Annotated in this window: 19 protein-coding genes; 13 read left to right on the forward strand and 6 right to left on the reverse strand. The window is 61.9% G+C overall.

Annotated features, from left to right (window positions below; translation table 11 throughout):
* Positions 1-216: 216 nt before the first annotated feature.
* The 4 genes from AB4N91_RS09670 to AB4N91_RS09685 are packed head-to-tail and all read right to left on the reverse strand — an operon-like array spanning position 217 to position 3,917.
* Complete coding sequence (locus AB4N91_RS09670) at positions 217-1,008, reverse strand: ABC transporter permease (RefSeq protein ID WP_460112364.1); 792 nt, start codon at positions 1,006-1,008, stop codon at positions 217-219.
* Entirely contained in the window at positions 1,005-1,736 is a 732-nt protein-coding gene (locus AB4N91_RS09675) for an ABC transporter ATP-binding protein (RefSeq protein WP_460112365.1), read from the reverse strand. Before AB4N91_RS09675 ends, AB4N91_RS09670 begins: the two co-directional genes overlap by 4 nt.
* The gene (locus AB4N91_RS09680) at positions 1,733-2,692 is read right to left on the reverse strand and encodes a YVTN family beta-propeller repeat protein (RefSeq protein WP_010455148.1); all 960 of its coding nucleotides are present in this window, start codon (positions 2,690-2,692) and stop codon (positions 1,733-1,735) included. Before AB4N91_RS09680 ends, AB4N91_RS09675 begins: the two co-directional genes overlap by 4 nt.
* 40 nt (positions 2,693-2,732) lie before the next feature.
* Positions 2,733-3,917: an ABC transporter substrate-binding protein gene (locus tag AB4N91_RS09685; protein WP_460112366.1), complete on the reverse strand. Its 1,185-nt coding sequence runs from the start codon at positions 3,915-3,917 to the stop codon at positions 2,733-2,735.
* Positions 3,918-4,076: 159 nt separating this feature from the next.
* Between AB4N91_RS09685 and AB4N91_RS09690 the strand changes: the two genes are divergently transcribed.
* The 3 genes from AB4N91_RS09690 to AB4N91_RS09700 are packed head-to-tail and all read left to right on the forward strand — an operon-like array spanning position 4,077 to position 6,099.
* Positions 4,077-4,199 (forward strand): hypothetical protein, encoded by a 123-nt coding sequence (locus AB4N91_RS09690; protein WP_424481438.1) that lies wholly within the window; start codon positions 4,077-4,079, stop codon positions 4,197-4,199.
* A 2-nt stretch (positions 4,200-4,201) separates the two neighbouring features.
* Positions 4,202-5,464, forward strand: a complete 1,263-nt coding sequence (locus tag AB4N91_RS09695; protein WP_460112367.1) for a sensor histidine kinase — start codon at positions 4,202-4,204, stop codon at positions 5,462-5,464.
* Positions 5,461-6,099 (forward strand): response regulator, encoded by a 639-nt coding sequence (locus tag AB4N91_RS09700; protein ID WP_010455143.1) that lies wholly within the window; start codon positions 5,461-5,463, stop codon positions 6,097-6,099. The genes AB4N91_RS09695 and AB4N91_RS09700 overlap by 4 nt, the downstream gene beginning before the upstream one ends.
* Before the next feature lie 139 nt (positions 6,100-6,238).
* On the opposite strand, the gene AB4N91_RS09705 is transcribed toward AB4N91_RS09700, so the two are convergent.
* Positions 6,239-6,886: a pentapeptide repeat-containing protein gene (locus tag AB4N91_RS09705; protein ID WP_077749294.1), complete on the reverse strand. Its 648-nt coding sequence runs from the start codon at positions 6,884-6,886 to the stop codon at positions 6,239-6,241.
* 235 nt (positions 6,887-7,121) lie between these two features.
* The gene (gene exaA, locus AB4N91_RS09710) at positions 7,122-9,014 is read right to left on the reverse strand and encodes a quinoprotein ethanol dehydrogenase (protein ID WP_083376516.1); all 1,893 of its coding nucleotides are present in this window, start codon (positions 9,012-9,014) and stop codon (positions 7,122-7,124) included.
* Positions 9,015-9,268: 254 nt separating this feature from the next.
* On the opposite strand from exaA, the gene pedF reads away from it, so the two are divergent.
* The 10 genes from pedF (at position 9,269) to pqqE (ending at position 19,466) form a co-directional block, all read left to right on the forward strand.
* On the forward strand, positions 9,269-9,730 hold the full coding sequence (gene pedF / locus AB4N91_RS09715) for a cytochrome c-550 PedF (RefSeq protein WP_010455137.1): 462 nt from the start codon (positions 9,269-9,271) through the stop codon (positions 9,728-9,730).
* A 3-nt stretch (positions 9,731-9,733) separates the two neighbouring features.
* A complete protein-coding gene (locus AB4N91_RS09720; RefSeq protein WP_010455135.1) occupies positions 9,734-10,612 on the forward strand; it encodes a substrate-binding periplasmic protein in 879 nt (292 codons plus the stop codon).
* Positions 10,609-11,370 (forward strand): quinoprotein dehydrogenase-associated SoxYZ-like carrier, encoded by a 762-nt coding sequence (locus tag AB4N91_RS09725; RefSeq protein ID WP_010455133.1) that lies wholly within the window; start codon positions 10,609-10,611, stop codon positions 11,368-11,370. Before AB4N91_RS09720 ends, AB4N91_RS09725 begins: the two co-directional genes overlap by 4 nt.
* Positions 11,371-11,386: 16 nt before the next feature.
* On the forward strand, positions 11,387-12,325 hold the full coding sequence (locus AB4N91_RS09730) for a quinoprotein relay system zinc metallohydrolase 1 (RefSeq protein WP_077749289.1): 939 nt from the start codon (positions 11,387-11,389) through the stop codon (positions 12,323-12,325).
* Positions 12,326-12,598: 273 nt separating this feature from the next.
* Positions 12,599-14,374, forward strand: a complete 1,776-nt coding sequence (locus AB4N91_RS09735; RefSeq protein ID WP_102594346.1) for a PQQ-dependent methanol/ethanol family dehydrogenase — start codon at positions 12,599-12,601, stop codon at positions 14,372-14,374.
* Between the two features lie 262 nt (positions 14,375-14,636).
* The gene (exaC, locus tag AB4N91_RS09740) at positions 14,637-16,157 is read left to right on the forward strand and encodes an acetaldehyde dehydrogenase ExaC (protein WP_077749287.1); all 1,521 of its coding nucleotides are present in this window, start codon (positions 14,637-14,639) and stop codon (positions 16,155-16,157) included.
* 247 nt (positions 16,158-16,404) lie between these two features.
* The gene (pqqA, locus tag AB4N91_RS09745; RefSeq protein ID WP_010455123.1) at positions 16,405-16,476 is read left to right on the forward strand and encodes a pyrroloquinoline quinone precursor peptide PqqA; all 72 of its coding nucleotides are present in this window, start codon (positions 16,405-16,407) and stop codon (positions 16,474-16,476) included.
* Positions 16,477-16,529: 53 nt separating this feature from the next.
* Positions 16,530-17,444: a pyrroloquinoline quinone biosynthesis protein PqqB gene (pqqB, locus tag AB4N91_RS09750; RefSeq protein ID WP_304874834.1), complete on the forward strand. Its 915-nt coding sequence runs from the start codon at positions 16,530-16,532 to the stop codon at positions 17,442-17,444.
* A 139-nt stretch (positions 17,445-17,583) separates the two neighbouring features.
* Positions 17,584-18,336 carry a pyrroloquinoline-quinone synthase PqqC gene (pqqC, locus tag AB4N91_RS09755; protein ID WP_460112368.1) on the forward strand — a complete coding sequence of 251 codons (753 nt, stop codon included), beginning with the start codon at positions 17,584-17,586 and terminating at the stop codon, positions 18,334-18,336.
* The gene (pqqE, locus tag AB4N91_RS09760; protein WP_010455116.1) at positions 18,333-19,466 is read left to right on the forward strand and encodes a pyrroloquinoline quinone biosynthesis protein PqqE; all 1,134 of its coding nucleotides are present in this window, start codon (positions 18,333-18,335) and stop codon (positions 19,464-19,466) included. Before pqqC ends, pqqE begins: the two co-directional genes overlap by 4 nt.
* The last annotated feature ends 227 nt before the right edge of the window (positions 19,467-19,693 follow it).

Below are 19,693 nucleotides of genomic sequence, written 5' to 3' on the forward strand. Positions count from 1 at the left end.
TACTAAAGTAGTAATTTCCCTCGCCAGTGCACCAAAAATCCCCTGTAGGAGTGAGCCTGCTCGCGATGGCGGCTTAACATTCAACATCTCTATTGACTGACACTCCGCTATCGCGAGCAGGCTCGCTCCCACAGGGGGTCTTCATTTGTTCGCAATATCTGTAGGACGCAGATCCCCTGTGGGAGCGAGTCTGCTCCCACAGGGGGATTGATGGTGTCAGCTGGTTTTGCGCAGGGCGGCGTGTTGCGGGTTGAAAGTGAGGACAGCGAGCAGGGCGAACAGCAGCATCAGCCCCATGCACACCGCCAGCGCCAGCGGATTGAAACGCTCATACAGGGCAAACCGCACCAGTTCCACAGCATGGGTAAACGGGTTCAGCGCGCACAGCCAGTACAGCCACTCGCTGGATTCGCGCATCTTCCACAGCGGATACAACGCCGACGACAGGAAAAACAGCGGGAAGATCACGAAATTCATCACCCCGGCGAAGTTCTCCAGTTGCCGGATCGCATTGGACAGCAGCAGGCCCAGCGCACTGAGCATCAACGCCACCAGCAACAACGCCGGCAAGGCGATCAACAGCCCCATGGCCGGTGGCTGCACGCCGTACACCCAGGCAATTGCCAGAAAGGCGTACACCTGCAACAGCGAAATCAGCGAAGTGGCCAACAGTTTGCTGCACAGCAGGAAGGTCCGGGGCAGGGGGCTGGTCAGCAGCACGCGCATGCTGCCCATCTCCCGGTCGTAAACCATCGACAGCGAACCTTGCATGCCGTTGAACAGCAGGATCATGCAGGCCAGCCCCGGGATGATGTAGACCTCATACGGAATGTAGGTGTCGTAGGGCTCAATGATCGCGATCCCGAGGGCCGCGCGAAAACCGGCGGCGAACACCAGCAGCCACAGCAATGGCCGCACCAGCGCGCTGAGAAACCGCGTGCGCTGCAACACAAAGCGCAGCCATTCACGCAGCACGATGCCGCTGAAGCATTGCCAATACGCATTCATCTCGCGGCTCCTGATGTCGTGAGGCGAGTGAAGGCCGAACCGAGGTCGCCGCCATGCGCCTGGCTCAAGGCATCAGCCTGCCCGCTGGCCACCAGACGGCCCTGATGAAGAATCAGCAAGTCATCGCTCGGCTGCACTTCATCCAGCAAGTGGGTGGTCCAGAGCACGCTGATGTGCTGCTCGCGACACAGGTCGCGAATGTGTTGATTGAGCGCCAGCCGGCTGGCCGGATCGAGGCCGACACTGGCCTCGTCGAGCAGCAACAGCCGTGGCTCATGCAGCAAGGCGCGGGCGATTTCCACCCGGCGCCGGTGACCGCCATTGAGTTCACGCACCCGCTCGCGACGGCGCTCGGTCAGCGCCTGCCGCGCCAGTTCGGCGTCGACCCGCAGGCCGGTCTGGCGCCGGGACATGCCATGCAGCGCGGCGTGATAACGCAGGTTCTGCTCGACACTGAGGTCCAGGTCCAGCGTGCTTTGCTGGAACACCACGCCCAATTGCTTGAGCGCCGGACGCGCCGCGCTGCGCAAGGAGCAGCCGCCGACCCGGATGTCCCCGCGCTGCAAATCATAGAGCCGGGTGAGCAGGGCAATCAGCGTCGATTTGCCTGCGCCGTTCGGCCCCAGCAACGCCGCGAAACGCCCGGGCGCCAGGCTGAAATTCACCTGCCGCAACGCCTCCCGCGCGCCATAGGCGAAGCTCAGTTCGCTGACTTCCAGTGCGTTCATGGCGTCACCACCACGCCCCACGGATAGCGCCCGACTTTTACCGATTTGGTCACTTTGAGGCTGTCGACATCAATCACCGATACATCGCCGCTGACGCCGTTGGTGGCCAGCAACTGTTTTTGATCGGGGGTGAACGACATCTGCCAGACCCGACGACCGACCAACAGATAATCAAGAATCTCGAAGGTCTTGGCGTCAATCACCGCCACATGATTGGCCGGGCCGAGGGCGACGAAACCGTACTTGCCGTCGGCGCTGAGCTTGATGCCCACCGGCTGGACCTTGTCCGGGTGCACGCCCTTGATCTGGAAAGTCAGGGTCTTGAGGACCTTGCGGGTGGCGACGTCGAGAATGGTCACCGTGCCGCCGATTTCCGCCGAGGCCCAGAGTTGCGAGCCTTCAGGTGAAAACTCGACGAAACGCGGCCGCTGATCGACCAGGGTGCTGTCGGCCAGGGTCTGGGTGCTGGTGTCGATCCAGTGCAGCATGTTGGTGGTTTCGCTGGTGTTCACCGCCCACTTGCCGTCGGGGCTGACGGCCATGCCTTCGGGTTCGACGCCAACGCTGATCTGGCTTAGCACCTTTGAGGTTTCGGTATCGATCACCGTCACCAGCGCATCGTCTTCGTTCGAAACGTAGAGCCAGCGATTGTTGGGATGCAGGGCGAACTGCTCGGGGTCTTTGCCCGACGGCAATTCCTTGATGATCTTGCGGGTGGCGACGTCCATCACCTGGACCCGGTCCGAGTCGCTGGCGCAGATGTACAGCAGCTTGTTGTCGTGGGACAGCAGCAAACCGCGCGGCCGTTGGCCGACGGGCAGGGTGTCGGTGACTTGCAACGTCTGCAGGTCGATCAGGCTCAGGGTGTTGTCCTTTTCGTTGGAGACCCAGGCGGTGCTGGCAGCGGTGTGCCCGGCGGCGAGCAGCAGGGCGCAAGAGAGCAGGGTGCGACGCATGGCGGATTCCTTTTTGTTGTAGTTCTTGTGGAACGCTGGCTCAGGGAAAGCGGCAGCTGACCTCGGGCTTGTCGTAGCCAAGGCTGTCCATTTCGTTGAAAGGGTGCAGGAAGCCGTCTTGCGGCGACGTGCTGACCAGCGCTCGGGGCTGGACGATGGGAATCGGTTGGCGCAACTGACCGTTCCACGGGCGATAACTGAGCTTGCGCCCCTTGAAACCGTCCAGCGGCAATTGATCGCTGATTTCCAGGGTGCGGATCGCCACGGGATCGACCTGTCGCAGTTTGCTCACCGCACTGGCGATGCTGCGCACGGCGATCCAGGCGGCGAAGTCGCGGTCATTCATCCAGCGCCCGGCCAGGGCTTCGAAGCGTTTCTGCAGTTGGGCGGCGCCGTAGGTTTCCACGGTTTTGTGCCAGCCCACGGGGGTCAGGCCCTGCGTGCCGGCGACCGGCCGTGGGTACCAGGTCTGGTAGGGCACGTATTCACCGAAATCGCCACGTTCGTCCGCCACCAGCACCACATCGTATTCGGCGGTCTGGGTGAACAGCGGCATGTCGGCCTGGGCGCTGCGACGCTGATCGTTGTCGAAGCTCCAGGCTTTTTCCGCCACCAGTGTCAGGCCGAATCGTTTGGCGGCGCGGCGCAGGGCGGCGGCGTAGGCCTGATCGTCCGGGGTCGGGCCGACGATCAGCAGCGCCCGTTGCCATTTGCGTAGCACCAGAAACTGCGCCAGAGCATCGGCGAGCATCGCCCGGCTCGGCAGGCTGTGCAGCACGTTTGGCAGGCAGTCGGTGGTGCGCAGGCTGTCATCCGGGCTGCCGGCGTTGAACAGCAAGCTGTCGGGCAGCACGGCGCTGAGCCGGCGCAGACTCTCCACCGGCGCATTCACCACAAACAGGCGCAGACCCTGTGCATGTTGGGCCTTGGCCGCTTCAATCAGGGCATCCGGGCTGTCGGCATTGGCCGTGACGAGGCTGTAACTCTGGTTGAGAAAACGCCCGGTGCTGTTGCTGTCGGTGATCGCCAGTTCGGCGCCGCGAAGCCCGGCATCGACCGGTTCGGGAATCACGTTGGACAGCAGCGGACCGGGGTCAGGCCGGTAGCCCAGGTAGCCGATCCGCACCTGCAACGGCGCATCCGCCGCCTGGCTCTGCGTCGCCACCCCGGAGGCGCAGGCAATCGCCAGCAGGTAGATCAGGGCGTAAGGGGCAAGCTGGCGCATAAAGGCACTCCATTACAGGTAGCGCCAGCATAGGAAGCCTGCGAGGCAGATTGAAATATGCAGAAAGTACCAGTCAGGCAGTACCAAGGTAGTAGCTCGCCCGGAGCGGCGCGGTTTTAGCATGGGTGATCACGGCCATCACACTGGAGGAGATTGACCATGCGTATTCTCAAAGCGCTGCTCCTGCCGTTGTTGTTGATCCTGACCCTGATCGGCGTCGACAAGCTCCACAGCCCCCGCCCGGCGCCATTGCTGGTCTTGCCCGCGACACCGGGGCACTAACCGTGTCGGCCCTGTGGCGGATCAACCTTTGGGTCAGCGGGTTTTTCGTCCTGGTCACCCTGGCGTGCATGGGGTTGCTGGTGCACCAGGCGCTGGCGGACGTGGAGCGCGAACTGCAATCCGCCGAGGCGGTGGTCGAGTACCTGAGCGAAACCGCCGAGCGTGATCCCGCCAGCCTCCAGCCGCGATTGACGGGCAGCCTGCGGCATGTGCGGGTGCGCTGGCTGGAGCCCGGCGAAGCGGCACGGCTGCCGGTTCAGGCCGGACTCGATGCGTGGCTCGGGCGGCTGTTGTTCGCCGAAGCCCGGTACAGTGCGCGAGTCCTGGATTTGCACGATGGCCGGCGCGTTCAGATTGCGGTCGATTCACGGGATGAGATCGACGAAGTCTGGGATTCGCTGCAGCAATTGCTGGGCCTGTGCGGCCTCGCCTTGATCTTGAGCCTGCTCACCATCCGCTGGGCCGTGCGCCGTGGCATGGGCTTGCTCGATGAATTGTTGCGCGCGTTGCAGCAGGTCTCGGGCGGCCAGCTCAAGGTGCGATTGCGCGCGGAAGGTATGCCGGAGGCACGGCAGCTGGCAGCGCATTTCAATCGCATGACCACTGCGCTGGAGCGGTCGCGCGCCGATAATGCCCATCTGACACAGACGTTATTGGCGGTGCAGGAACAGGAGCGCACTCATCTGGCGCAGACCCTGCACGATGATCTCGGCCAGTACCTGGCAGGGATTCGCGCCCAGGCCTGTCTGTTGCGGCTGGTGACGGATCAACCCGTGGTGATGGAACGCACGGTGCGTGAGCTGGAACACAACTGCGAACACCTGCAACAGGGATTTCGGGCGCTGGTGCATGACCTCTATCCGGTGGTACTGCAACACCTGCCGTTGGCAGAAGCCTTTGGCCTGCTGGTGGAGCAATGGCAGGGGCGGCACGGCATTGACTGCCAGCTGCGGATCGGCGCGCAGTTGCCGCCCTTGTCCGCGCCGGACAAAACCCAGCTCTATCGCCTGTTGCAGGAAGCGCTGACCAACGTCGCCCGGCATGCGCAGGCCACCCGGGTGCGGGTTCGCCTGCAACATCGAGGCGCGCATCTGCACCTGTTGATTCGCGATAACGGGCGCGGCGCCACACAACCGCAGCGGCCCGGCGTCGGTTTGTATTCGATGTACGAACGCGCCCGCAGCGTCGGCGGCGAATTGCGGGTCATCAGCCACCCCGGCGCCGGATGGGCGCTGGCCTTGAGCATGCCTTTGGAGGTGTCATGAATATTCTGCTGGTCGATGACCATGCGGTGGTCCGTCAGGGCTACGCGAGTTTGTTGCGGGCGTTGTTGCCGGCAATGGAAGTGCGTGAAGCTGCCACCGGCGAAGACGCGCTGATCCGGGTTCAGGAAGCCGTGCCGAACCTGGTGATCATGGATTTCGGTTTGCCGGGGATCAGCGGGCTGGAAACCACCCGACGTTTGCGTCAACGGCTGCCGCAATTGCGGGTGCTGTTTTTCAGCATGCACGATGAACTGCCCTTGGTGCGCCAGGCGCTGGAGGCGGGTGCCTCGGGTTACTTGACCAAGAGCTCGGCGCCGCAAGTGCTGATTGAGGCGGTGCAGCGGATCCTCGCCGGCCATGCCTACATCGAACAGCCCCTGGCCACCCAACTGGCGTGCCACCCGCAACAGGACGCCAGCGACCCGCGATTGCAGAGCATGACCCAGCGCGAGCTGGAGATTTTCGTGATGCTCGCCAAAGGCACGCCAGCGCGGTTGATTGCCGAACAGTTGAGCATCAGCAGCAAAACCGTCTCCAACCACCTGACCTTGCTCAAGAGCAAATTGCAGGTCACGTCCCATGCCGAACTGGTGCATTTGGGGATTGATATGGGGGTGGTGCGCAAGGCGGGCTGACTCGACAGTGCCGGCAACCCATATCCACTGTGGGAGCGAGCCTGCTCGCGAATACGTCGGCACATTCAACCTCTCAGTTGACTGTTACACCGCTATCGCGAGCAGGCTCACTCCCACAATGGTTTTGTGTGCATACAGTTCATTTGTTCCAGGTCGTCGGGCAACCGCTGCAGCCCTCCATGTTCGCATCCTGAAAATTCGCATAATGCTGCCGCGACCCGCTGAGGTTGGCCTGTTCCAGATTGCTTTCACTTAATTTGGCTTCTTGCAGGTTGGCGTCACTGAGGTTGGCACCTTTGAGGTCAGCCTTGCTCAACCAGGTCATTTCCAGGTCCGCGGCCCGCAGATTGGTGTTGTGCATTCTCGCGCCGGAGAGGCGGGCGAATTGCAGGTAGGCGCCGCTGAGGTTGGCGTCCTGGAATTGCGCGCCTTGGGCAAACATCCCCCAGCCCTGAATCGCCATCAACGTTGAACCGGTGAAATCCGCCAGCCGCAGGTTGCTTTGTTGCAGGCTGGCGCGGGTCAGGTTGGCGCCTTGCAGCTGCGCTTTTTCCAGGTTGGCGAGGTCGAGTCGGGCGTGCCGCAGGTCGGCATCGCGCAGGTCGGCGCCGCTGAGGTTCATGTTGCGCAGGTCCTGATTGCTCAGGTTTGCGCCTTTGAGATTGGCGCCGGGGCATTGGCTGTGATCGGCGATGGTGCAGCCGTTGATGATGAGTGGGGAGTCGTCGCCGTTGTCGGCGAAAACCGGAAGGGCGGCAAGCAATAGCAGTAGAGGCAGGTACTTCATGACAGGTCCTCGAAAGGTGGAGGGCAGCTGGATACACAAAAAACAACGGTTATGTGGGTTCCTGTGGCGAGGGAGCTTGCTCCCGCCCGGCTGCGCAGCAGTCGTAAATCCAGGCAACTCGGTGTTGCTGAAAAATGAGGGGGTCGCTTCGCAGCCCAGCGGGAGCAAGCGCCCTCGCCACAGAAAAGCTTGTTGAGCACCAGAAAACCCCCTGTGAGCACAGGGGGCAAGCGGATTACTTCTGCGCAGTCTTGTTGTCCCAACTCGGAATCTTGAACACCCAGAACGACCCGCCCTGAGCCACCGGCTTGGTCAGCTCGGCCATGTCACCGCCCCACAATGGCACCGCACCGCCGTAACCGACGGTCACGCCGACGTATTGCTCGCCGTCCTGTTCCCAGGTGATCGGCGGCGAGACGATGCCGCTGCCGGTCTGGAACTTCCACAGCTCAGCGCCGGTTTTCGCGTCGAACGCCTTGAGGAAACCGTCGCCGGTGCCGGTAAACACCAGGTTGCCTTTGGTGGCCAATACGCCGGCCCATAGCGGCAGCGCTTCCTTGTGTTCCCAAATCACTTTGCCGGTGGTGGGGTTCATGGCGCGCAGGGAGCCGACGTGATCGTCGTACATGCGCTTGATGCGGAAACCCATGCCCAGATAGGCCGAGCCCTTCTTGTAGTTGACCTCTTCGGTCCAGTATTCCTCTTTCCACTGGTTGCCCGGAATGTAGAACAGCCCGGTGTCCTGGCTGTACGCCATCGGGTTCCAGTTCTTGCCGCCGAGGAACGGCGGCGACACTTCCACTGACTTGCCCTTGGTCTCGCCCGGCAAAGGTTTGGCCGGACGCTGGCCTGGATTTTCCACCGGTTTGCCGGTCTTGAGGTCGATGTGGCTGGCCCAGGTGATGTTGTCGACGAAGGGGAATGCGTTCTGCAATTTGCCGTTGTTGCGATCGACCACGTAGAAGAAACCGTTGCGGTCCGCGTGGCCGGTGGCCTTGATCGTTTTGCCGTCCTTGTCCTTGTAATCGAACAGCACCAGTTCGTTGTTGCCGGAGAAATCCCAGGCATCGTTTGGCGTGTGCTGGTAGAACCATTTCACCTCGCCGGTGCTCGGGTCGACGCCGACCTGGCCAGAAGTGTAGAGGCTGTCATAGTCGTGGGGGTTGCCATCCTTGGCGGTGCGCGCCCAGGTATTCCACGGGCCGGGGTTGCCGGCGCCGACGATGATGGTGTTGGTGTCCGGATCGAAACTGGCGCTCTGCCAAGGCGCACCGCCGCCGTGGCTCCAGGCTTCGACCTTGCCGGTTTCGGTGGTCGGGTCATCCGGCCAGGACGGTGCCTTGACGTCGCCGGTGGTGGTGCTGTCCTTGCCGTTCAGCCGGCCCATGTGGCCTTCGACGAAGGGCCGCATCCAGACTTCTTCACCCGTATCGGGGTCGCGCGCAAACAGCTGGCCGACCACGCCGAACTCATCGCCGGAGCTGCCGTGAATCAGCAGCACCTTGCCGGTGGTCTTGTCTTTGATCAGCACCGGGGCGCCGGTCATGGTGTAGCCGGCGGCATGATCGCCGAACTTCTTGTTCCACACCACTTTGCCGGTGTTCTTGTCCAGGGCGACCAGGCGTGCATCGAGGGTGCCGAAGTAGATCTTGTCGCCAAAGATCGCCGCCCCGCGATTGACCACATCGCAGCACGGACGAATGTTGTCCGGCAGGCGATGGTTGTAGGTCCACAAGCGTTTGCCGGTCTTGGCATCCAGAGCAAACACCCGCGAATAGGAACCGGTGACGTAGACCACGCCATCGCTGACGATGGCCTGGGATTCCTGGCCGCGCTGCTTCTCATCGCCGAACGAATAGGACCAGGCCGGCGTCAGCTTGAACACGTTCTTGTCGTTGACCTGCGCCAACGGGCTCCAGCGTTGAGCGTTGGTGCCCATGCCGTATTGCAGCACGTCCTTGGTGGTGAGGTGATCGTTGGCAATGTCTTCCCACGTCACGTTGCGGGTGGGCGTGGCCGGTGCGGTTGCGGCGTGACTTGCAGCACTCAGGGACAGGCTGCCCACCAGCAGAAAAGCCTGCACGGCGATAGACAGAGGGGAAAGGGCGGGTAGCGATCTTATTGTCATGGTTGCGGTTCCCAGTGGAGGTTTTGGCCTGCACAGGGTGGTGCGCCCGGCCAGTTGCCGGATACGGAAAAAGTCCCGCTGTGACCGGGAAGACTTCCCGAACGGCACCTGATTTGGGTGTGCGTCACAAGCCCTACTACCAAGGGACTAGAAGGCGACCACCAAAGCAGCATGGGGATTGCGCGAGGCCGGTACCAATATGGGTGCCATAGCCTCTTCAAAGAGGTTTTGCGTGCAATCTTGAGGGCATAACAATGACAACAAAACGCAACGCCTTGCTCGTTGCCGGACTGCTGGCCGGCTTTATCAGTGCAGGCTCCGTCTGGGCCCACGGCAACGTGGTACCGCAGGCGATCGCCACCCCAGGCCTGACCCCGATCAAAGATGCCGGCGTGCAGGTGGATGCCGACGGTTGGGCGGCGGTGAATCCGTATCGCGCCTCCCCGGAACATGAGAAAGCCGTGGAAATCGGCTCCTCGGCCTATAACCAGAACTGCGCCGCCTGTCATGGCCTGGAAGCCAAGTCCGGCGGCATCGCCCCCGATTTGCGCATGCTCGACGTCGGTGAAGCGGGTGATGAATGGTTCGTCGAACGCGTGCGTCACGGCGCTGTGCGGGATGGCCGGGTCTACATGCCGAAAATGGCCGATTACCTGAGCCAGGAAGCTCTGTGGGCGGTGCGCACCTACCTGGACACCGTTCGCGTCGAGGAGTAACCCATGCGCCTCCTCGCTGTGTTGATCAGCGCTGTGTTGCTGTGCTGCCAGGTCGTGCAGGCGCAGGTCCGTACCTATGACGAAATGATCGCTGCCGGGGAGTTGAAAGTGGCGGTCTACAAGGACTTCGCCCCCTACAGTTTTGAAGACGCCGGCCAGCCGCGCGGGGTTGATGTCGAGCTCGCCGGAGCCTTGGCCAAAGCGCTGGGCGTGCGCCTGACGCTGATCTGGGCGCCCGCCGGCGAGAAGCTCGATGACGACCTGCGCGACTACATCTGGCGGGCCAGTCAGCTGCATGATCTGCAACTCGCCGACCTGATGATGCGCGTGCCGTATGACCGCGATTACGCACAAAAACGCAACGAACTGGGTGAGCTGGAAAACGGCCATGTGGTGATGTTCGGGCCGTACCAGAACGAACAATGGCAGGTCGCCTATGATCGCCGCCGTCTCGACAAGGTAGGCAGCGTCGCCGTGTTCGAACACCATCCGATTGGCGTCGAAGTCGACAGCGTGCCGTCGTTCTACCTGACGTCGGTATTTAACGGCATGCTCGCCGGCAAAACCCACCACTATCCCGGTGTACCGCAAGCCTTCGCCGCGATGAAGGCCGGTGAAGTCGATGCGGTGATGGCCATGCGTGGCGAGATCGACTGGCAAGTTCACCAAGCCAACGATCCACAAGTGGCGCTGGCGCAAAACGCTTACCCGAACATGGGCAAGCAACTCTGGGAGATCGGCATGGCGGTGCATGAAAGCAACCGGCAACTGGCCTATGCCGTGGAAGAGGCGCTGGAGGGCTTGATCCGTGAAGGGGCGGTCAACACCATTTACGGTCATTACGGCCTGCGCTATGACGTGCCCGAGATGTACCAACCGTGAACTGGCGAGCGAGTTGCCTGTTGCTCTGCTGGTTGCCCCTGGCGGCGCACGCTGCCGGTATCGAACCGGGCAAAGACCCGGTGCCCTCGGTGATGTGGGCCTTCTACCACAAGCAGATGCTCGGCAATGCACCGTTCGTGTTCGATGACCGGGTCAAGCTGCTGGCGCCGCCGTTCGCCGAAGATGCCCGGCAAGTGCCATTGGAAATCGACGCCCGGGCGTTTAAAGGCGAGGTGGTGAAAATCCTCGCTTGGGCGGAACTCAATCCGTTGCCGAAAATAGTCGATTTCCAACCGCTGGATCGTGTATTGCCGTGGCTGTCGATCCGCATCCGTATCGAACAAGCCACGCCGTTGCGCGCGGCGGTGCTGACCCGTGACGGCCTCTGGCATGTCGGCTCGACACTGATCGATGCGGCGGGCGGTGGTTGCACTGCGCCCAGCGTCGTGCGCACCGAGCCTGGCTGGGAAGAGCATATCGGCGAAGTACTGGGCGGTCGTTATCCGCGCGGTGAGTTCAGCCGGGTGCGCTTGCAAGTGGCGCATCCGATGGACAACGGCATGGTCAGCGGCATCCCTGAATTCTTTATCAACCATGCTGAACTGCGCGACGGGAACGATCAGCTGCTGGCCCGACTGGAGCTGTTTCCCGCCGTCAGCGAGAACCCCAACCTGGCCTTCGACATCGAAGGGGCAGGGCAGACGCGCCTGGTGCTGCGCGACAACAGCGGCAATCAATTCGATGCGGCCATACCCTGACCCCAAGGAGCGCGTGATGCGCTGGATGCTGCTGTTGTTCATGAGCCTGAGCCTGCCGGCCCTGGCGGACCTCGATTACGTGCTCAAGCCCCGGCAAATCGCCGAAGACACCTGGCTGCTCGAAGGCAGCACCGACAATTTCGCCAAGGCCAACGGCGGCAACATCGTCAATACCGCGTTCATCGTCACTGACCGCGGGGTGGTGGTGATCGACACCGGGCCGTCCAGGCGCTACGGCGAAGCGATGCGCAAAGCCATCGCCGCGACCACTGATAAACCGGTGATTGAGGTGTTGCTGACCCATCACCACCCGGACCATGTGCTGGGCAACCAAGCCTTCAGCGACGTGCCAATCGGTGCGTTGGCCGGCACCACCGAGCTGTTGCATCGGCAGGGTGACGCCATGGCCGAAAATATGTATCGACTGGTGGGGGACTGGATGCGCGGCACCGAAGTGCTGCTGCCGACCCGGACGCTGGAGCCTGGCGTATTGAATTTTGGGAATCACGATCTGCGCCTGCTGAGCCTGGGTGGGCACACCGGTGCGGATCTGGCTATTCTCGACCAGAGAACCGGCGTGCTGTTTGCCGGGGACCTGGTGTTTTATCAAAGGGCGCTGACCACGCCCAACAGTCCGGGGCTGTCGGTGTGGCTGGCGGACATCGCCACGCTACAAGGCCTGCCGTGGACGCTGATCGTGCCCGGCCATGGACCGGTGGCCACGGACACAAAACCGTTCGAGCAAATGCGCGACTACCTCACCTGGCTCGATCAGCTCATGCGAGACGGCGCCGCCAATGGCAGTGACATGAGCGAGATGATCCGCAGCCCCATTCCCGAGCGGTTTGCTGGCATCAGCCTGAGTCGCTATGAGCTGATTCGCAGCGTCAGCCATCTGTATCCGCGTTATGAGCGCGCGCAGATGACCCGAGTCGATTCCACCGCAAACAAATGACCCACACAACTTTTTTGTGGGAGCGAGCCTGCTCGCGAAAGCAGTGTGTCGATTGACAATAATGTTGCCTGACACGGCGCCTTCGCGAGCAGGCTCGCTCCCACAGGGGCCGGTGTCGACCTACATAACCGGTGTTCATCTGCTCCGACCCGCTACTAAGGAACTAGCAATCTCCACACTGCGGGCAATTGTTGCGAGGGCGGCGGCGCCCAAGAATCTGCACCAGACCGGGAAAATTTCCCGGGTATAACAAAAACCGCAGAGGCAGCCGTCATGACCCAACCCGCACGTCGCCAACCCTTCGTCTTGAGCCTGTTGCTCAGTGCCATGCTGTTGTCCGGCCAGGCATTGGCCGGCGTCACCGACCAGGACATTCTCCAGGACCCCAAGAACCCGGAGCAGATCGTCACCAACGGTCTGGGCGTCCAGGGTCAGCGCTACAGCCCGCTGGATACGCTCAACGTCAGTAACGTGAAGGACTTGCGCCCGGTCTGGGCGTTCTCCTTTGGCGGGGAAAAACAGCGCGGTCAGCAAGCACAGCCGATGATCAAGGACGGCGTGATGTACATGACCGGGTCCTACTCGCGGGTGTTCGCCGTGGATGCTCGCACCGGCAAAAAACTCTGGCAATACGATGCGCGCCTGCCCGATGACATCCGTCCTTGCTGTGATGTGATCAACCGTGGCGTCGCGCTGTACGGCGACCTGGTGTTCTTCGGCACCCTCGACGCCAAGCTTGTGGCCCTGAACAAGGACACCGGCAAAGTGGTCTGGAGCAAGAAAGTTGCCGACCACAAAGAAGGTTATTCGATCAGCGCCGCGCCGCTGGTCATCAACGGCAAACTGATCACGGGCGTGGCCGGTGGCGAATTCGGCGTGGTCGGCAAGATCGAAGCCTACGACCCGAAAAACGGCGATCTGCTGTGGACCCGACCTACCGTCGAAGGCCACATGGGTTACACCTACAAGGACGGCAAAGCGGTAGAGAACGGTATCTCCGGCGGTGAAGCCGGCAAGACCTGGCCCGGCGATCTCTGGAAAACCGGCGGCGCGGCGCCTTGGCTCGGCGGCTACTACGACCCGGAAACCAATCTGCTGCTGTTCGGTACCGGCAACCCGGCGCCATGGAACTCGCACCTGCGTCCTGGCGATAACCTCTACTCGTCGTCGCGCCTGGCGCTCAACCCGGACGACGGCACCATCAAATGGCACTTCCAGAGCACGCCGCACGACGGTTGGGACTATGACGGCGTGAACGAGCTGGTGTCGTTCAACTACACCGAAGGCGGCAAAGAAATCAAAGCCGCCGCCACTGCTGACCGTAACGGTTTCTTCTACGTGCTGGACCGCACCAACGGCAAATTCATTCGCGGCTTCCCGTTCGTGGACAAGATCACCTGGGCCACTGGCCTGGATAAAGAGGGCCGGCCGATCTACAACGAAGCCAGCCGCCCTGGCGCACCGGGCACCGAAGCCAAAGGCAGTTCGGTGTTTGTCGCCCCGGCGTTCCTCGGCGCGAAAAACTGGATGCCGATGGCCTACAACAAGGACACCGGACTGTTCTACGTGCCGTCCAACGAGTGGGGCATGGACATCTGGAACGAAGGCATCGCCTACAAGAAAGGCGCGGCGTTCCTCGGTGCAGGCTTCACCATCAAGCCGTTGAATGAAGACTACATCGGTGTGCTGCGTGCCATCGATCCGAAGACCGGCAAGGAAGTCTGGCGCCACAAGAACTTCGCGCCGCTGTGGGGCGGGGTGCTGACCACCAAGGGCAACCTGGTGTTCACCGGCACGCCGGAAGGTTTCCTCCAGGCGTTCAACGCCAAGACCGGCGAGAAAGTCTGGGAATTCCAGACCGGCTCCGGCGTCCTCGGCTCGCCTGTGACCTGGGAAATGGACGGCGAACAATACGTTTCGGTGCTGTCCGGCTGGGGTGGCGCCGTGCCGTTGTGGGGCGGCGAAGTAGCCAAGCGCATCAAGGACTTCAACCAGGGTGGGATGCTCTGGACCTTCAAGCTGCCCAAAGACCTCGTCGCCAAACACTAACCCTGAATCCACCGCATTGATCGTTCCCACGCTCTGCGTGGGAATGCAGCCCGGGACGCTCTGCGTCCCAAGAGCCGAACGCGGAGCGTCCGTTGAGGCATTCCCACGCGGAGCGTGGGAACGATCAAGAACCGAGGCGTTTTCTACGACCAAATAACGAGAGTCCCCCTGCCAACGGCGCATTCGTCTGGCACGCGGGGCTCTCTACTATCGGTTCATCGCCTGTTTGCCCGACAGGCATCGACCCAGACAGAGGCCCACCATGATCTACGCACAACCCGGAACACCCGGCGCCGTCGTTTCCTTCAAAGCGCGCTACGGCAACTTCATCGGCGGCGAGTTCGTTGCCCCGGTCAATGGCGAGTACTTCACCAACACCTCGCCGGTCACCGGTGAAGTCATCGCCGAATTCCCGCGTTCCAACGCCGCCGACATCGAAAAAGCCCTCGACGCTGCCCATGCGGCGGCGGATGCCTGGGGCAAGACCTCGGCCCAGGATCGCTCGCTGGTGCTGCTGAAAATCGCCGACCGTATCGAACAGAACCTGGAAATCCTCGCTGTCACCGAAACCTGGGACAACGGCAAGGCCGTGCGCGAGACCTTGAACGCCGACGTGCCGCTGGCCGCCGACCATTTTCGCTACTTCGCTGGCTGCATCCGCGCCCAAGAGGGCGGCGCCGCCGAGATTAATGAGCTGACCACCGCCTATCACTTCCACGAGCCGCTGGGCGTGGTCGGGCAGATCATCCCGTGGAACTTCCCGCTGCTGATGGCCGCCTGGAAACTCGCCCCGGCCCTGGCTGCCGGCAACTGCGTGGTGCTCAAACCCGCCGAACAGACGCCGCTGTCGATCATGGTCTTCGCCGAGCTGATCGCCGACTTGCTGCCACCCGGCGTTTTGAACATCGTTCAGGGCTTCGGCCGTGAAGCGGGTGAGGCGCTGGCCACCAGCAAGCGCATCGCCAAGATTGCCTTCACCGGTTCCACGCCGATTGGCGCGCACATCATGAAATGCGCGGCCGAGAACATCATTCCAAGCACCGTCGAGCTGGGCGGCAAGTCGCCGAACATCTTCTTCGAAGACATCATGCAAGCCGAGCCGCAGTTCATCGAGAAGGCCGCTGAAGGCCTGGTGCTGGCGTTCTTCAACCAGGGTGAAGTCTGCACCTGTCCGTCCCGGGCCCTGGTGCAGGAGTCGATCTACGACGACTTCATGAAAGTGGTGATGACGAAGATCGTCAAGATCAAGCGCGGCAACCCGCTGGACACCGAAACCATGGTCGGCGCCCAGGCGTCCGAGCAGCAATACGACAAGATCCTCTCGTACCTGAAAATTGCCCAGGAGGAGGGTGCCGAACTGCTCACCGGCGGCGCGGCCGAGCGTCTGGAGGGCGACTTGTCCAGCGGCTATTACATCCAGCCGACCCTGCTCAAGGGCCACAACAAAATGCGCGTGTTCCAGGAAGAAATCTTTGGCCCGGTGGTGGGTATCACCACCTTCAAGGACGAAGCCGAAGCTCTGGCGATCGCCAACGACAGCGAGTTCGGTCTCGGCGCCGGCCTGTGGACCCGCGACATCAACCGCGCCTACCGCATGGGCCGGGCGATCAAGGCCGGGCGGGTCTGGACCAACTGCTACCACCTGTACCCGGCGCATGCGGCGTTCGGTGGCTACAAGAAGTCCGGTGTCGGCCGTGAAAACCACAAGATGATGCTCGACCATTATCAGCAGACCAAAAACCTGCTGGTGAGCTACGACATCAACCCGATGGGCTTCTTCTGATCCCCTAGGCACACCGCAATCCCCTGTGGGAGCGAGCCTGCTCGCGAAGGCGGCCTGACAGTCAACATCCATGTTGAATGTGCTGGCCTCTTCGCGAGCAGGCTCGCTCCCACATTGGTTTTTGTGCGATTGAAGACCCCCTACCAACGCACGCCGCGACCTCGTTCGAAAGTAGCATTCGGTCGTCTCGCGCCCCGTGCATTAATGGCTTTACCGGAATGTCCCGGCACAAGAAGAGGATTGACCCATGTGGAATAAACCCGCGTTTACCGATCTGCGCATTGGTTTTGAAGTGACGATGTATTTCGCCAACCGTTGATTGTCCACCCGGCCAGCCGTCGCGTTGGCCGGGCCTGCCTTCTGGAGCCTCCCATGCACATCCGCGTTCTCGGTTCCGCCGCTGGTGGCGGTTTTCCGCAATGGAACTGCAACTGCCGCCAATGCGCCGGGATGCGCAATGGCAGCCTGCGGGCGCAACGGCGCACGCAGTCGTCGATTGCCCTGAGCGACAACGGTGTGGAGTGGGTGCTGTGCAATGCGTCACCGGACATTCGCGCGCAGCTTGAAGGTTTCCCGGAACTACAACCGGCCCGCCGCTTGCGCGATACGGCGATCGCCGCAGTCGTCCTGCTGGACAGCCAGATCGACCATTGCACTGGTCTGTTGAGCCTGCGCGAAGGCTGCCCACATTCGGTCTGGTGCACGGAACGCGTGCATCAAGACCTGAGCAGTGGTTTTCCCTTATTCACCATGCTTGAGCACTGGAACGGCGGGTTGCACTGGCAACCGGTCGGGCTGGACCGTGAACCATTCCGCATCAAAGCCTGCGAACACCTGCAATTTCGCGCGATTCCGCTGGTGAGCAACGCGCCGCCGTACTCGCCCAATCGCGGCCATCCGCAACCGGGCGACACCATCGGTTTGTTTATCGAAGACCGGCGCAGCGGCGCCAGCGTGTTCTACGCCCCGGGCCTTGGGCAAATCGACGACGAAGTGCTGAGCTGGATGCAGCGCGCCGATTGCCTGCTGCTGGACGGCACCCTGTGGCGCGACGACGAGATGCGCGTGTGTGAAGTCGGCCAGAGCCTGGGCAGTGAAATGGGGCATCTACCGCAAAGCGGTCCTGGCGGGATGCTTGAAGTGCTGGAAAGGTTTACCCGTCAACGCAAAGTGCTGATCCACATTAACAACACCAATCCGATCCTCGATGAAGACTCGGCTGAGCGCGCGTTGCTGGCGCGGCGGGGGATTGAGGTGGCTTTTGATGGCATGAGTATTGAGCTGTAGCTCATGGCCTCTTCGCGGGCGAGCCTCGCTCCTGCAAGTTTTGTGTCGTGCGCTACTTCTGCAGTCGGCGAGACCTTGTAGGAGCGAGGCTTGCCCGCGAAGGTGTCAGCCGTAACACCGAGAAATCCGGAGAACCGCAATGACTGACCAACCCATGTCCCCCGCCGAGTTCGAGCAAGCCCTGCGCGCCAAAGGCGCCTACTACCACATCCACCACCCGTTCCACCAAGCCATGTACGCCGGCCGTGCTACCCGCGAGCAGATTCAGGGCTGGGTCGCCAATCGCTTCTGCTACCAGGTGAACATCCCGCTCAAGGATGCCGCGATCCTCGCCAACTGCCCGGACCGCGACGTGCGCCGTGAATGGCTGCAACGCATCCTCGACCACGATGGCGTCCCCGGCAGCGAAGGCGGCATTGAAGCCTGGCTGCGTCTGGGTGAAGCGGTGGGGTTGGACCGTGAGCAAATCCTTTCTCAGGAATTGGTGCTGCCTGGCGTGCGCTTCGCGGTGGACGCCTACGTCAATTTCGCCCGTCGCGCCTGTTGGCAGGAAGCGGCCAGCAGTTCGCTCACCGAACTGTTCGCGCCGCAGATCCATCAGTCCCGACTCGACGCCTGGCCCACCCATTACCCGTGGATCGACCCGGCCGGTTACGACTATTTCCGCACGCGCCTGAGCCAGGCGCGGCGCGATGTCGAGCATGGTTTGCGCATCACCCTGGCGCACTACGTCACGGTCGACGGCCAGCAACGCATGTTGGAGATTCTGCAGTTCAAGCTCGACGTGCTGTGGAGCATGCTCGACGCGATGAGCATGGCCTATGAGCTGGGTCGGCCGCCGTATCACACCGTCACCAAGCAGAATGTCTGGCACCGGGGGATCGCCCTGTGAACCTGATCGAACAGCCACCCGGTCCGCCCTTGTGGTTATTGGCCGAGCTGACCTATCGCTGCCCGTTGCAATGCCCGTATTGCTCCAACCCGCTGGATTTCGCCCAGCAAGGCGAGGAATTGAGTACCGAAGAATGGATTCGGGTGTTCCGCGAAGCCCGGGAGATGGGCGCGGCGCAACTGGGTTTTTCTGGCGGTGAACCGTTGGTGCGACAGGACCTGGCCGAGCTGATCAAAGCGGCGCGGGACATGGGCTATTACACCAACCTCATCACCTCGGGCATCGGCCTGACCGAGCAGAAAGTCCGCGACTTCAAGGTCGCCGGGCTGGACCACATCCAGATCAGCTTTCAGGCCGCCGACGAGCAGGTCAACAACATGCTCGCCGGCTCGCGCAAGGCCTTCGCCCAGAAGCTCGCCATGGCCCGAGCAGTCAAGGCCCAGGGTTACCCGATGGTGCTGAATTTCGTCACCCACCGGCACAACATCGACCAGATCGCGCAGATCATCGACCTTTGCCTGGAACTGGAAGCGGACTTCGTCGAGCTGGCCACCTGTCAGTTCTACGGCTGGGCCGAACTCAACCGCGTCGGCCTGTTGCCGACCCGCGAGCAATTGCAGCGCGCCGAGCGCATCACCAACGAATACCGCGAGCGGCTCGAGGCCCAAGGGCATCCCTGCAAGCTGATCTTCGTCACCCCGGACTACTACGAAGAGCGCCCCAAGACCTGCATGAACGGCTGGGCCAACCTGTTTCTCGACATCACCCCGGACGGCACGGCACTGCCTTGTCACAGCGCCCGCCAGTTACCGGTGGAGTTTCCCAACGTGCGCGAACATAGCGTCTCGCACATCTGGACCGAATCCTTCGGCTTCAATCGCTTTCGTGGCGATGACTGGATGAAAGAGCCGTGCCGCTCCTGCGATGAGAAGCACAAGGATTTGGGTGGCTGTCGCTGCCAGGCGTTCATGCTGACCGGTGATGCCGAAAACGCCGACCCGGTGTGCAGCAAGTCGGCGCACCACGGGGTGATCCTCAAGGCCCGCGACGAAGCGGACGCGCCGGGGCAGGGCATGGAGCACCTTACGTTGCGTAACGAGAAAGCATCGCGGCTGATCTATCGCGGATAAACCAAGGACGACACAAATTCCCTGTAGGCGTGAGCCTGCTTGCGAAGAGGCCTGCACATTCAACATCTACATTGCCTGACCCACCGCTTTCGCGAGCAGGCTCGCTCCCACAGGGGATTTACGGTGAATACAATATCGGCCTGCTTGCTACCCATTGGTCTGATTGCATTCGCGTCGGGATGGGTTAGTGTGGTTCTACCTTCAAAACAATAAAAACAGGCTTTCCA

The sequence above is a fragment of the Pseudomonas sp. H3_D04 genome (assembly GCF_054669175.1).

What these genes read in the sequence shown, in the direction of transcription:
- exaC (WP_077749287.1), top strand. Translation starts at nt 14,637, where the DNA reads ATGATCTACGCACAACCCGGAACACCCGGCGCCGTCGTTTCCTTCAAA.
- AB4N91_RS09735 (WP_102594346.1), top strand. Translation starts at nt 12,599, where the DNA reads ATGACCCAACCCGCACGTCGCCAACCCTTCGTCTTGAGCCTGTTGCTC.
- exaA (WP_083376516.1), bottom strand. Translation starts at nt 9,014, where the DNA reads ATGACAATAAGATCGCTACCCGCCCTTTCCCCTCTGTCTATCGCCGTG.
- AB4N91_RS09705 (WP_077749294.1), bottom strand. Translation starts at nt 6,886, where the DNA reads ATGAAGTACCTGCCTCTACTGCTATTGCTTGCCGCCCTTCCGGTTTTC.
- AB4N91_RS09675 (WP_460112365.1), bottom strand. Translation starts at nt 1,736, where the DNA reads ATGAACGCACTGGAAGTCAGCGAACTGAGCTTCGCCTATGGCGCGCGG.
- AB4N91_RS09690 (WP_424481438.1), top strand. Translation starts at nt 4,077, where the DNA reads ATGCGTATTCTCAAAGCGCTGCTCCTGCCGTTGTTGTTGATCCTGACC.
- AB4N91_RS09680 (WP_010455148.1), bottom strand. Translation starts at nt 2,692, where the DNA reads ATGCGTCGCACCCTGCTCTCTTGCGCCCTGCTGCTCGCCGCCGGGCAC.
- AB4N91_RS09670 (WP_460112364.1), bottom strand. Translation starts at nt 1,008, where the DNA reads ATGAATGCGTATTGGCAATGCTTCAGCGGCATCGTGCTGCGTGAATGG.
- AB4N91_RS09730 (WP_077749289.1), top strand. Translation starts at nt 11,387, where the DNA reads ATGCGCTGGATGCTGCTGTTGTTCATGAGCCTGAGCCTGCCGGCCCTG.
- AB4N91_RS09720 (WP_010455135.1), top strand. Translation starts at nt 9,734, where the DNA reads ATGCGCCTCCTCGCTGTGTTGATCAGCGCTGTGTTGCTGTGCTGCCAG.
- AB4N91_RS09700 (WP_010455143.1), top strand. Translation starts at nt 5,461, where the DNA reads ATGAATATTCTGCTGGTCGATGACCATGCGGTGGTCCGTCAGGGCTAC.
- pqqB (WP_304874834.1), top strand. Translation starts at nt 16,530, where the DNA reads ATGCACATCCGCGTTCTCGGTTCCGCCGCTGGTGGCGGTTTTCCGCAA.
- pqqC (WP_460112368.1), top strand. Translation starts at nt 17,584, where the DNA reads ATGACTGACCAACCCATGTCCCCCGCCGAGTTCGAGCAAGCCCTGCGC.
- pedF (WP_010455137.1), top strand. Translation starts at nt 9,269, where the DNA reads ATGACAACAAAACGCAACGCCTTGCTCGTTGCCGGACTGCTGGCCGGC.
- AB4N91_RS09685 (WP_460112366.1), bottom strand. Translation starts at nt 3,917, where the DNA reads ATGCGCCAGCTTGCCCCTTACGCCCTGATCTACCTGCTGGCGATTGCC.